The organism is Sutcliffiella horikoshii (genome assembly GCF_021991925.1).
In the GTDB taxonomy this organism is placed as follows: Bacteria; Bacillota; Bacilli; order Bacillales; family Bacillaceae_I; genus Sutcliffiella_A; species Sutcliffiella_A horikoshii_F.
Map to the genome: position 1 here is coordinate 518,536 of NZ_RXZI01000001.1, position 12,500 is coordinate 531,035.

General features: G+C 40.1%; 14 protein-coding genes. 12 read left to right on the forward strand and 2 right to left on the reverse strand.

Translation table 11 applies throughout. The features are described 5' to 3' along the window. Window positions 1-123: 123 nt before the first annotated feature. The gene (locus EKQ44_RS02540) at window positions 124-921 is read left to right on the forward strand and encodes a patatin-like phospholipase family protein (RefSeq protein WP_237661943.1); all 798 of its coding nucleotides are present in this window, start codon (window positions 124-126) and stop codon (window positions 919-921) included. Beyond that, the gene (locus EKQ44_RS02545; RefSeq protein ID WP_237661944.1) at window positions 911-1,936 is read left to right on the forward strand and encodes a SepM family pheromone-processing serine protease; all 1,026 of its coding nucleotides are present in this window, start codon (window positions 911-913) and stop codon (window positions 1,934-1,936) included. Before EKQ44_RS02540 ends, EKQ44_RS02545 begins: the two co-directional genes overlap by 11 nt. 127 nt (window positions 1,937-2,063) lie before the next feature. Here EKQ44_RS02545 and EKQ44_RS02550 read toward each other — a convergent pair whose 3' ends face one another. Beyond that, window positions 2,064-3,308 carry a nucleotidyltransferase gene (locus tag EKQ44_RS02550; protein ID WP_237661945.1) on the reverse strand — a complete coding sequence of 415 codons (1,245 nt, stop codon included), beginning with the start codon at window positions 3,306-3,308 and terminating at the stop codon, window positions 2,064-2,066. Between the two features lie 160 nt (window positions 3,309-3,468). Here EKQ44_RS02550 and EKQ44_RS02555 point away from each other — a divergent pair, with 160 nt between their 5' ends. The 6 genes from EKQ44_RS02555 to EKQ44_RS02580 all read left to right on the forward strand — a co-directional run bounded on the left by EKQ44_RS02555 (window position 3,469) and on the right by EKQ44_RS02580 (window position 7,462). Then, complete coding sequence (locus EKQ44_RS02555) at window positions 3,469-3,984, forward strand: YceD family protein (RefSeq protein WP_237661946.1); 516 nt, start codon at window positions 3,469-3,471, stop codon at window positions 3,982-3,984. Window positions 3,985-4,031: 47 nt separating this feature from the next. Then, window positions 4,032-4,205 (forward strand): 50S ribosomal protein L32, encoded by a 174-nt coding sequence (gene rpmF, locus EKQ44_RS02560; RefSeq protein ID WP_047970756.1) that lies wholly within the window; start codon window positions 4,032-4,034, stop codon window positions 4,203-4,205. 548 nt (window positions 4,206-4,753) lie between these two features. After that, complete coding sequence (locus tag EKQ44_RS02565; RefSeq protein ID WP_237661947.1) at window positions 4,754-5,512, forward strand: enoyl-CoA hydratase/isomerase family protein; 759 nt, start codon at window positions 4,754-4,756, stop codon at window positions 5,510-5,512. Window positions 5,513-5,604: 92 nt separating this feature from the next. After that, complete coding sequence (locus EKQ44_RS02570) at window positions 5,605-6,222, forward strand: RsfA family transcriptional regulator (RefSeq protein WP_237661948.1); 618 nt, start codon at window positions 5,605-5,607, stop codon at window positions 6,220-6,222. Between the two features lie 181 nt (window positions 6,223-6,403). Beyond that, window positions 6,404-6,814 (forward strand): thiol-disulfide oxidoreductase DCC family protein, encoded by a 411-nt coding sequence (locus EKQ44_RS02575; RefSeq protein WP_237661949.1) that lies wholly within the window; start codon window positions 6,404-6,406, stop codon window positions 6,812-6,814. 18 nt (window positions 6,815-6,832) lie between these two features. Next, entirely contained in the window at window positions 6,833-7,462 is a 630-nt protein-coding gene (locus EKQ44_RS02580) for a methanogen output domain 1-containing protein (protein ID WP_237661950.1), read from the forward strand. A 77-nt stretch (window positions 7,463-7,539) separates the two neighbouring features. Here the strand turns inward: EKQ44_RS02580 and EKQ44_RS02585 are convergent, their stop codons facing one another. Then, window positions 7,540-8,040 carry an N-acetyltransferase gene (locus EKQ44_RS02585; RefSeq protein WP_237661951.1) on the reverse strand — a complete coding sequence of 167 codons (501 nt, stop codon included), beginning with the start codon at window positions 8,038-8,040 and terminating at the stop codon, window positions 7,540-7,542. Between the two features lie 218 nt (window positions 8,041-8,258). On the opposite strand from EKQ44_RS02585, the gene EKQ44_RS02590 reads away from it, so the two are divergent. From EKQ44_RS02590 to EKQ44_RS02605, 4 genes are all read left to right on the forward strand, one after another. Then, on the forward strand, window positions 8,259-9,602 hold the full coding sequence (locus EKQ44_RS02590) for an acetyl-CoA carboxylase biotin carboxylase subunit (RefSeq protein WP_237661952.1): 1,344 nt from the start codon (window positions 8,259-8,261) through the stop codon (window positions 9,600-9,602). A gap of 32 nt (window positions 9,603-9,634) precedes the next feature. Further along, on the forward strand, window positions 9,635-9,847 hold the full coding sequence (locus tag EKQ44_RS02595) for an acetyl-CoA carboxylase biotin carboxyl carrier protein subunit (RefSeq protein WP_237661953.1): 213 nt from the start codon (window positions 9,635-9,637) through the stop codon (window positions 9,845-9,847). Between the two features lie 36 nt (window positions 9,848-9,883). Continuing rightward, window positions 9,884-11,428 (forward strand): acyl-CoA carboxylase subunit beta, encoded by a 1,545-nt coding sequence (locus EKQ44_RS02600; protein ID WP_237661954.1) that lies wholly within the window; start codon window positions 9,884-9,886, stop codon window positions 11,426-11,428. A 151-nt stretch (window positions 11,429-11,579) separates the two neighbouring features. Then, a complete protein-coding gene (locus EKQ44_RS02605) occupies window positions 11,580-12,482 on the forward strand; it encodes a 2-dehydropantoate 2-reductase (RefSeq protein WP_237661955.1) in 903 nt (300 codons plus the stop codon). Window positions 12,483-12,500 lie beyond the last annotated feature (18 nt).

Genomic DNA, 12,500 nt, shown 5'->3' on the forward strand with positions numbered 1-12,500 from the left:
AGTTTGTTCACCAAGAAAAAGGAAAAGCGTATGATAAATAGAAAGAGGTTATCAAAGGATAACCATATAAGACTTTGGTTGCTGTCCAGCACTAGGTGGCTGTAAACAGCTTGAGGTGATGACTTGAAGGAACCTAGAATAGGAATTGCATTGGGATCTGGTGGTGCTCGTGGATTCGCTCATCTTGGTGCGCTTAAAGTATTGGAAGAAGAGAATATACCCATAGACCTTATTGCAGGTAGCAGCATGGGGGCGCTTGTCGGAAGCTTTTATGCAATGGGTCATGATATGGACCGCCTCTATAAAATAGCGACTGCCTTCAAACGAAAATATTATTTGGATTTTACTGTTCCCAAAATGGGGTTTGTGAGTGGAAACCGTGTCAAGGAACTCATCCGCATGTTTACTCAAAATAAAACAATAGAAGAATTGGACATTCCGCTTTCCATTGTTGCAACCGATTTGGAAAGAGCGGAAAAAGTGGTATTTACTAGTGGTCCCATTTCCGATGCTGTCAGGGCAAGTATATCCATTCCAGGTATCTTTGTGCCGGAAAAGGTAAATGGCCGCCTGTTGGTAGACGGAGGGGTTGTTGATCGAGTTCCTGTCAGTGTGGCAAAGGAAATGGGGGCGGATATTGTCATTGCCATTGATGTGTCACAAGTAAAAACAAATGAACCCGTGGATTCAATATTTGATGTGATTATGCAGACTATTGATATAATGCAGAATGAATTGGTGAAACGAAGTGAATTGGAAGCGGATATAATGATAAGGCCTTCTGTGGCTCATTACAGTTCAAGGGCATTCACCAATATTGAAGAAATAATCCGAATCGGGGAAGAAGCAACAAGATTACAAATACCTTATATCAGAAAGTTGCTAGAGGAGTGGAAGGAGAAACATCAACATGAAAAGTAGATATGTAATGAGGTCCCTTCTAATTGGGATCGTACTCGCGGTGGTGCTCAATTTTATAACATTGCCCTTTTATGTGACTCGACCTGGAGATGCACAGGAATTGAGGCCGCTTGTTTCTGTAGAAGGTGGATATGAAGACGAAGGAAGTTTCATGCTGACGACAGTTAAGATGGGTAAAGCAAATATATTCACCTATGCTCTTGCAAAGATAAGCGAATATCAAAATATCTTTCCCATCAATCAAATCCGTTCCGAAGATGAATCTGATGAAGAATATTCCTATCGTCAGTTACATATGATGGAAAGCTCAAAAGAGACGGCCATTAAGATTGCCTACGAGAAAGCCGGGAAAGAAGTGGAACTGATTTCCAAAGGCGTTTACGTATTTAGCGTGAAAGAAGGCTTGGCAGCGGAAGGGAAGCTCAAAATAGGGGATCGCATCACACATATTGACGGAGAGCCTACAGCAACCGCGGAGAAACTGATGGAGAAGGTGGGAGAGAAGTCCATTGGTGATGAAATCATTCTTACATTCGACAGAAATCAAAAGGAAGATACGATTTCCATTACGCTAGGACAACATCCGGAAGATCCTGATCGCGCAGGACTTGGGATCAGCTTGTTGACCGATTATGAAATAACGATGGATCCACCTATCACAATTAACACGGCCCAAATTGGTGGGCCTTCTGCAGGGTTGATGTTTTCCTTAGAAATATACAATCAGCTATTAGAAGAAGATATTGCAAAAGGATATCAAATAGCTGGTACTGGTGCCATCAATGAAAATGGAGAAGTACAAAGAATTGGTGGAATTGCACAGAAGATTGTAGCGGCGGATAAATCTGGCGTGGATATATTCTTCGCACCGAACGAAAAAGGGGCGGAGGGTTCTAATTATCAGGAGGCTCTTATTGCTGCTGAAGATATTAAGACATCGATGAAAATTGTGCCGGTTGATACATTTGAAGATGCAATTGAGTATTTGGATCAATTAGATCATAAATCTGAATAAATGACAAACAAACGCCTCACGTTGGTTGTGAGGCGTTTGTTTATGCACATTTAGAGTAAAGAAGCGGTAAAATGTCCAATTGCTGACTTTTTACTAGTGAATAGTAACGAACTTTCAAGCATAGAGCTTAAAGAAAACATTCCATATCTTCATCGTACCTGATTGGAGGTTTAGAGAATTCTTGTTGCATCCACTCACTGCGTGCAGGCTCATTGAATTTCATCGCATATGTACTGGTAGCGCGGATATCCATGTCAAGCATAGGACTTTCCACTCCAGAAACCTTTGATAGGATGGGAATCTCTACTTCTTTCTTTATTTGTTTCAGATAATGCTGGCCTCTTCTACTCATACCAAGCAACCGGATATATTCGCTTCTCTTGGTTGAAGAAACATCCAACATAACATCCTTTTTGGTGTTGGTGAGGAGGTGTGTACACATTCGTTGTAGCCTTGTCCACGTATATCTCTTTGTTTTTAGCTTTGTCATGAATTCATGGAAGTTCATACTTTCTTTCATTGTATGGATCAAACGATGCTCAAGCCCTTCCTCCACTTCGTAGATTTTAGCGAGTTCTTTCGGAGTGCTACAAAGAATTCGATATTTCAAAAGGGTGAAATAGTCTTCCCACTGGTGAAAACTGCCGACCTTGTGGAGATAGTGATCTAAAAGGTCATATGTTTTCTCGGGTACAAAGCGCTGGACTTTTTCAATATTTCCATTGTTATCGAATAGATGTTTCCTTATACTTGTGGCACTTGCGATTGGTGTATCATTGAAATCGGGGTCATGATAACCTGCGGCTGTCCGCTCGATAGTATAAGCCTGCATAGTGCTTTGCTGCTCTTGGATTGCCTTTACATAATGATATCCAAGAATATTGTTTGGCTTGGTTAAATCCAAAATATCATCTTTATTTTCCGTCAACTTTAAAAAAGCAAGGGAGGATGCTTTTGGAAAACTGTATCCTTGTCCCATGAATGTTTGTACTAGAAAGTCATGTTGTTCTTTTTTATGATCCATCAAAGATATTGTTTTCTTAAAATCCTCCATGTTACCTTGTTCACTTCCGAAGCAAACAGAATGACACTTTAGGCCTGAAAGAATAGAAATAGAGCCGCTGGCGAATACCTCCGCTTTTTGTGTGGCAAAAGCGTAAGGCAACTCCACCACGATATCTATTCCATTGGCAAGAGCCATTTTCGTACGCGTCCATTTCGAAACAAGTGCAGGTTCGCCGCGCTGAAGGTATTGTCCGCTCATTACGGCAATGACAACTTCAGCACCTGTTTTTCTTTTTGATTCTGTCAAATGAAATAAATGCCCATTATGAAAAGGGTTGTATTCAACAATTACACCTAATGATTTCATCGTTCACCCACCATATCATTTTTCAGATTAGCGCTATTTTTATTTGGATACTTGTTCAAATTACGTTATTATGTCTATAATTATAGTGTAAAGAAAAAATATTGACAAATAAACATGCGAAAGCTATAATTACTTTTGTTGCCTTGAGGTGAATATCTTGTTGAAATGGACATTATTCCAGTTAAATCAGTTACAACATAAAGGTTTAGAAATCGATGAAACAGTTGATGTAAGTGAAATTACGGCACATAGTGAAATTCGATCTGTCAAACCAGTTCATGTAACTGGAAGAGCTGATTTAAGTTCAAAAAAAGCTACGTTTCATCTAACTGTGGAAGGTAGTATGGTTTTACCATGTTCACGTACGTTGGTTGATGTGGACTATCCTTTTACGATAAAAACAACTGAAACTTATCTTTTTCAGCCTGACGAGTATGAAACCGACGAGGAAGAACTGCATACGGTCGAAGGGGATGTGGTCGATTTACTTCCGATCATTCGAGAAGCGATCATCCTGGAAGTGCCTATGCAGGTATTCAGCGAATCTCCTGACAAGGATGAGGCTGCTCCCCAATCAGGAAAAGACTGGGGCGTCATTTCAGAAGAGGAAACACAGGAAAAAGTGGATCCTAGACTTGCAGGACTGGCTAAGTTTTTTGAGAAAGACAAAGAGTAGAAATTACATGATGTAGTAGATGCTCATTTTTTAAGGAGGTGGGAAGAATGGCTGTACCTTTCAGAAGAACGTCTAAAACTGTAAAAAGAAAGCGTCGTACACACTTTAAACTACAAGTTCCTGGTATGGTAGAATGCCCAAGCTGCGGTGAACAGAAATTATCACACCGTGTATGCCCGGCATGCGGTACTTACAAAGGGAAAGAAGTAGTAAGCAAATAAATAGTAGGAAAAGCATGAGGTTGATGACCTTGTGCTTTTTTTATGTTTCTGGATTTAGCGAAAATTATTGTAGTGACGATGAAAAAACCGGTGATTCAAAAGTGCGTAAAAGCAACAAAGTTTGCTAAAAGAGCTTTCCTTTTCATCGAAAAATTCTTATTTTTTTGCTACAAAATGTGGTTTGGACACTTATCTTCTTTCTTCAGACACTTAACTTTGTAATTATTGAGGGGTTCGGACAATTTACAGTTAAGATTGGCCAACTTTACCTTACCATTCGGACATTGAAATTTAGCGTTTGGACAATTGAGCGAAATCTTTGGACAACTATTCAATTTCTTTGGACAAGTAAGCAAAAACTTGGGACAAAATCCAGAAATCTTCGGACATTTGAACCGAGCAACACTAGCCGGGTCACCTGGGCTATCTACAAATCCGTAACCCCACCCCAATATTCCTCGCCCCTTATAATCCACTAAAAAATCACACTTACCACAAAATATAAGTTAAAATAAAACACAATAATTAAAAAAGGTGGTCCATAAAAAATGAACGATTCCAAAGTCCATACATACATAGATAATAATAACTTCTACTGGTTTACCATCAACCGCCCTGAGAAGCGTAATGCCATTGATTATGATGTGATGAATGCATTGGAAGCGGCGCTGGTTGAAGTTAGAGAGAACACCGCTATCCGTGGGTTTATCATAACCGGTAGCCAGCATTCCTTCTGCTCGGGAGGTGACCTCTCCGTGTTCCATGCCTTACGGACAAAAGAGGATGCATTCATGATGCTTTCCAAAATGGGAAATTTACTCTATAAACTTATGACATTGCCGGTTCCAACTTTTGCATGGATTAATGGTACTGCCATAGGGGGAGGGTGTGAAATTGCCTCTGCCTGTGATCAGCGATGGGCAGTCCCATCTGCCAAGATGGGATTTGTGCAGGGAAATCTGGGTATCACAACAGGATGGGGCGGAGCGAGCATGCTGATGGAAAAGGTATCACATGCAAACGCCATTAAAATGCTGTCCTCAGCCAAAACATATACAGCCAATGAAGCAATGGAGCTAGGATTTATACAAAAAGTAGTCCCATCCTTCGATTCGCAGCCTATTGAAGAAGAACTTGCAATCTCTTCCTCAGTGTTAAGAAGTTATAAAAAGACATTCACCTCCAAGTGGGAACAAACAGCTCTAAAAGAAAGAATGATAGCAGAAATAGAGCAATGTTCCTTTCTTTGGGAACAGGATGAGCATCATGAAGCGGTAAATGCCTTTCTAAAACTGAAGAAAAAATAAGAGAATACAGGGCATTTTACTCAACACTTAGTCTATCTTTTCTATTACACGCATATGTATAGGTTAAAAAAGTGTGTGAGGGGGATAGCGATATGTCTACCGTTCGTCAAGATGCTTGGACTCAAGATGAAGACCTATTGTTGGCGGAAGTGGTTTTACGATATATAAGAGATGGAGGAACACAGTTGACTGCGTTTGAGGAAGTGGGGAAAAAACTTTCTCGGACATCAGCAGCATGTGGATTCAGATGGAACTCTTATGTAAGAAAACAATATGCCACTGGAATTGAATTGGCAAAAAAACAGCGGAAAGAGTTAAAGAAAGAGCAGGCTGCTCCTCAGCCAGTGGAAGCACAGAACAGTTATAATGCACTCAATAATAAATTATATGCAGGAGATAACCTGACCATATCCGCTGTGATCAGTTATTTGAACCATCTGGAGCAACTGGAGAATGAATATACAAAAATCAAAGAAGAGAATCATAGTCTGAAAAAGAAAGTGGAACAACTAGAAGGGGACCTGAAGCATTTAGCAGAGGCTAAATTGGAACTGGAATCCTCCATGAATCTCGTAGAAGAGGATTACAGAGCGTTGATTGAAATAATGGAGCGAGCACGCAAAATGGTTGTTTTACAAGATGATGAAAAGAATAAAAAGGTAAAGTTCCAAATGGACCGAAACGGAAATTTAGAGAGAGTGGAGAAATAGCATACTATTCACCAGGCCATCCTTTTTAAGGGTGGTTTTTCTATGCCTAGGAACATAAATTTTCCGTCCTGCAAACAGGATGAAAAAGAAAGAACAATAAAAAACGATACATTATGGAGAATAAGTTGTATAATGAAAAAAAGATGGAATGATCTGGATGGTTCTCGAAAGGAGAGATATCATGCCTGAAATCGCTAAAAAACACCCTATTTTACTTTTTGATGGAGTATGTAATTTATGTAATTCAATGGTGACGTTTGTAATTAAACGAGATCAAAAAGCAACTTTTAAATTTGCATCTCTTCAATCTGATGTTGGGCAACACTTACTCAGGGAGTATTCTCTCCCTATGGAAGAGTTTGATAGCTTTTATTTTGTTGATGGTAAAAAGATTTATACTAAGTCGAGTGCAGCATTAAAAGTGGCCAAAGAACTGGATGGTGCATGGAAACTGTTTTATCCACTAATTCTTATCCCTAAACCATTAAGAGATATAGTTTATTCCTATGTTGCAAAAAATCGATATAGGTGGTTCGGAAAAAGAAATCAGTGTATGTTGCCAAATCCTGAGGTAAAAAAAAGATTTCTTTAGGAGAGAGAAGGGGAAAAAATGAGCACAAAATCAAGCTTGACTGGCTCGATATTTCTTTCGAAACTAATCACTCAATATGCATTCATCCATGAAAAAACAGTAGGAAAAACAGTTGGTGAGTATATCCGTCAAATTGGGTTAAGAACTGGAGAATGGATTGAGGATTTTTATGGCAATAGAGAAGATGAATGGTCCGTAGATAAGTATGCAGAAGTAATCGTTGATTTGAAGAATGCCATTGGTGGAGAATTTTATATTTCATCCATTTATCCAGATTATGTGGTTGTGAAATCAAATCATTGTCCATTTGGTGAAATGGTGAAAGACGCTCCACATCTCTGTAATATGACTTCAAGTGTCTTTGGAGGCATAGCTTCTAGGAAGTTTGGTTACAGCAAGGTTGACTTGCGGAAGAGAATCGCTGTGGGAGATCTAGGTTGTGAAGTGGTCATTTATTTTCAGCCTAATCCTGATGTCAATGGAGATGTTTATGATAATCTTCCTCGAACACCGGAGAGCATGGATCCGTTTCAATGGGAAAGTGAAACAATCGTGCTTTTAAATGAAGAACTCCGCAAAAGTGATGAGCTTGTGGTTAAGCTTTTAGACGAGCTGGAATCTCTGAAAAGGCAGGTCCAACAGGGGTGAGTGGGGAGTTAGGATAAAAAGGTGATTATTCGCATTGCGAGCAATCACCTTTTTCTGTTTATAAAAAATCACCCTGTTTAAAGTGATTCGTCAATGTTTATAGATTGTGAGGCCCTCTCTTGCGCAGTTACGCCTTCTGGATACCATACAAGTGGATTTTCCCCTAAATCTCTCTCTACGTCATAGTTAACGGAAGTGAAGCCCATTCTATTCCAGAAATCAGCAGATTTGATTCTTGGGTTTGTCTTTATCGGAAGGCCGAATCCTTTGGCGAAATCTACTAGCTCTTTCCCAAATCCTTTGCGTTGGTAGTTGGACAAAACCTCTAACTTCCAGAGTTCTAAATAATCTTGACGTGGTTCGAAATATTTATCAAGTTCTTTTGGTACGCGGTAAAGGCTCATTCTTGCAACTAATTTTTCACCATAATATATGCCGTAGAAAGGTGATTCGCTGTCATTTTCAATGATATTGTCCTGAAGGTCTTCGAGCATGGAAAGTTCCTGCATGCCATATTCCCTGAACTGCTTGAATTCTTCCAGTGTTTTATAGTTAATGGATAGTTTTTTGACGGTCATCTCATATTTCCCCCTCGTAAATCTCTTTTAAAGCGCTTACCACTATACATATTAAGTAAAATGGTTTATTTTAATATTAATTATATAACAAAAAAACAAAAAATTCTGCAATAATTTTAGAAAGCGTTTGCAAAAGAAGAAGGAATACAAGGAATTATGTAGAAATAGTAGTTTGTGAGAGGTTTATTATGCAAGTTGTTTAGAAAGGGGATAACTCCATGCAGAAAATACTGATTGCTAATCGAGGGGAAATTGCAGAACGGATCATACGAACATGTCAACGATTAGGCGTAGAAACAGTTGCTATATATTCAGACGCTGATAAAGATATGCCATATGTTCAACAAGCTACTGTAGCAAGACATGTAGGGGAGGCACCCCCTCAAAAATCCTACTTGAATGTAGGGCGAATCTTAGAGATTGCCAAAGAGGAGAAAGTAGATGGCATCCACCCGGGATATGGTTTTCTATCAGAAAATGGGGAATTCTCGGAAGCACTTCAAAAGGCCGGTTTAACCTTTATCGGGCCATCTGTTGATGTTATCAAATTGATGGGGGATAAACTATCCTCCCGAAGAGCCATGATACAAGCTGGTGTACCTGTAGTTCCTGGTTCAGAACATCCTGTTGAAACATTGGAGGAAGCATGTGCTCTTGCAGAAGAAATAGGGTTTCCTGTCATGTTGAAGGCTAGTGGTGGTGGCGGGGGAATTGGCATGCATCGCTGTGAGAGCAGGAAGGATATTGAAAATACATTCGAACAAACCAAAAAGCGCGCAAAAGCATATTTTAAAAATGAAGATATGTTCGTTGAAAAATATGTGGGTAACGCCAAACATATAGAAGTGCAAATCTTCGGGGATGCACATGGGAATGTTGTACATATGTTTGAAAGAAATTGCTCTGTCCAAAGACGTAATCAAAAAGTGATCGAGGAAGCGCAAAGCCCTGCAATAAGTGAAGAAACGAGAAGGAAAATCTGTGAGGCTGCTGTTTTGGCGGCGAAAGAAGTGAATTACAAGAATGCAGGAACAGTGGAATTCATCATGGATGAAGAAGAAAACTTCTATTTCCTTGAAATGAACGCAAGACTGCAGGTTGAACACCCAATCACTGAATGTATCACTGGGCTGGATCTCGTCGAATGGCAGTTATTGGTTGCGAGCGGGAAGGCTCTTCCGTTACAACAGGATCAAATTACAAGCACTGGTCATGCCATAGAATTCCGTCTATATGCAGAAGACCCAGTAAAGTTTTTTCCTTCACCGGGACTTATAACAAAATGGCACCTACCTGTTGAAGAAGGGGTACGTATCGACAGTGGCTACGGACCAGATTTAAAAGTCACGCCGTTCTATGATCCGATGATCGCCAAGATAATCATCTCAGGTGATACGAGGGAAGAAGCGATAGATAAATCCTTAAATTATTTGAGGAATGCTTCTGTGGAAGGAATAAAAACAAACCTACCTTTCTTAATTCATGCACTTGAAACGGAAGAGTTTATTTCGGGGAATTATCATACAGGCTTCATACAAAACATGAAACCTATTACCATCTAACTATTACAACAAGAAATCAGGAGGAAAAAATCATGAAAAAAATTGAAGCGTCTATGGCAGGTACAGTTTGGAAGGTTTTAGTTGAAGTGGGGGAAGAAGTAACAGCTGGTCAGACAGTCATCATATTGGAATCCATGAAAATGGAAATCCCTGTAGAAGTGATGATGGATGGGAAGATCTCTGTCCTTCATACGGCAGAAGGCGAATTCGTAAACGATGGAGATGTGCTGCTAGAGTTGGAATAGTCTTTTACAACGTTGAGGAGAAAGCGGGGAAACGAGATGATTAAAACAACAAATGATCTTGAACAAGAATTTCAAGAGACGGTTGAAACGATAAAACGTGGTGGCAGTGAAAAATATCATGAAAAGTTAAAAGAGCAGAACAAGCTGTTTGTCCGTGATCGACTGGCATTATTATTCGATAATGGACAGTACGAGGAGGATGGTCTTTTTGCCAACAACAAGGCAAAGGGACTTCCGGCTGATGGAGTAGTTACTGCAATCGGAAAAATTAATGGCCAGAAAGTGTGCGTAATGGCCAATGACTCTACTGTCAAAGCCGGCTCATGGGGAGCAAGGACCGTAGAAAAAATCATCCGCATCCAAGAAACAGCGGAAAAGCTTATGGTGCCAATCCTATATTTGGTAGACTCTGCTGGAGCAAGAATCACTGATCAGCTTGATATGTTCCCAAACCGACGTGGAGCAGGGAAAATATTTTACAATCAAGTAAAACTATCTGGGATGGTTCCACAGATATGTCTGTTATTCGGCCCTTCTGCAGCAGGAGGTGCATATATTCCTGCCTTCTGTGATATTGTCGTGATGGTGGACGGAAATGCATCCATGTACTTAGGGTCCCCACGTATGGCGGAGAAGGTTATCGGCGAAAAGGTAACCCTTGAGGAAATGGGTGGGGCGAGAATGCACTGTTCAGTAAGTGGCTGTGGCGATGTTCTTGCTGCGACGGAAGAAGAGGCAATTCAGCAGGCGCGCAAATATCTTGAGTATTTTCCGGGGAGCTATCAGGAAAAAACCAAAGAGGTGGATGCTGTCAGCCCGAAGGAGGGAAGATCGCTTACTGATATTATCCCTGTAAATCAGAATGCGCCTTTTGATATGTATGAAGCTATCGATCAACTGATTGATGCCAACAGTTTTTTTGAAATTAAAAAGCTTTTCGCTCCTGAACTTATTACTGGCTTTGCCAGAATGGACGGAAAAGTGGTCGGCATCATTGCTAACCAGCCGAAAGTAAAAGGCGGGGTACTGTTCGTTGATTCGGCCGATAAGGGAGCCAAATTCATTCAGCTTTGTGACGCTTATCATATACCATTACTTTTCCTTGCGGATGTTCCAGGATTTATGATTGGTACAAAAGTGGAACGTGCCGGAATCATTCGTCATGGTGCCAAGCTCATTGCGGCGATGAGTTCAGCAACTGTGCCAAAGATCTCAGTGGTGGTAAGGAAAGCATATGGAGCAGGACTCTATGCCATGGCCGGACCAGCGTTCGAACCAGATTGCTGTATTGCCCTACCTACTGCGCAAATAGCAGTTATGGGACCGGAAGCGGCAGTGAATGCGGTCTATTCCAATAAAATAAATGAGATTGAAGACCCGAAAGAACGCATTGCCTTTGTTCAGGAGAAACATCAGGAATACAAAGAACACATTGATATTTATAAACTTGCTTCGGAAATGATTGTAGATGATATCGTTCCTGCTAAAGATTTGCGTGAAGTACTAATCAGCCGTTTCCATTACTATTCAAGTAAGCAGATGACATTCAGTCACCGTAAGCATCCAGTGTATCCTGTATAATAAGTCAAAACTGCTCAGGTCTCTCTAAGGGATTCTGAGTAGTTTTTTATTATTTGAAACCATGCGGACTTTAAAATGCAAAAAACAGTAGTACAATCAAAACGCATTAATTGGTACAATAAGAAAAAATAGGTATAAAGAAGGGGTCCATATGAAAGTTGGGATTATCGGTGGAGGTGCAATCGGCCTTCTATATGCTTTTCAATTATCCAAAGCCTTTCCAGTCACTCTATACGTCAATAGAAGAGAGCAGTTGCAGTTGCTAGAAAAGTATGGGGTCTCCATGTCTGATGATGTGGCGGAAAGGGAGATTAACTTCCTACAATGGAACAAAAAAATTCAACCAAATGAAGATGTTATTGTGGTTGCAGTAAAACAATATGCCATCCAAGGCATTCTTCCCACACTTAAAGATTGCACAAAGAAGCAAACGGTCTTGTTTCTCCAAAATGGGATGTCTCATTTAGAAGTCCTAGGAAAGATAAGCAATCCCTCTATTTTACTTGGGGTAGTGGAGCATGGTGTGAAGAAAAATAATGATTATCGTATCGATTGGACCGGAAAAGGTCTAACAAAAATAGCATTCTATGAGAAACCGCTTCATCCATATCCGAAAGAATTCATAAATAATTGGGAAGAGCACCTTGGCAACTCGTTTCCAGTAGAAATTTGCGATGACTATCATTCCATGATGACGGAGAAGTTATTGGTAAATGCCGTTATCAACCCACTCACCGCCATTTACCATGTCAGAAACGGAGCCCTCTTGACAAATCCTTACTATCAAAAAACGATGGAAATCTTATATGAAGAAATCAGCTTTCTATTAAAAGAAGATAAAAAAGAAGAAATGTGGGAACATATTTGCAGCATATGTAAAAAAACAGCAGAAAACTGGTCTTCCATGGAGCGGGATATAAAAGAAGGCCGACAGACAGAAATAGAATCCATTTTAGGTTACATAAGAAAAATGGCAAAGCGCAAAGGAAAATCGGTACCTGTAACAGAATTTATTTATCAAGCTGTTAAAGGGCTTCAGGTTCATTCCAAATAATCAGGTATGCGAAAGAGG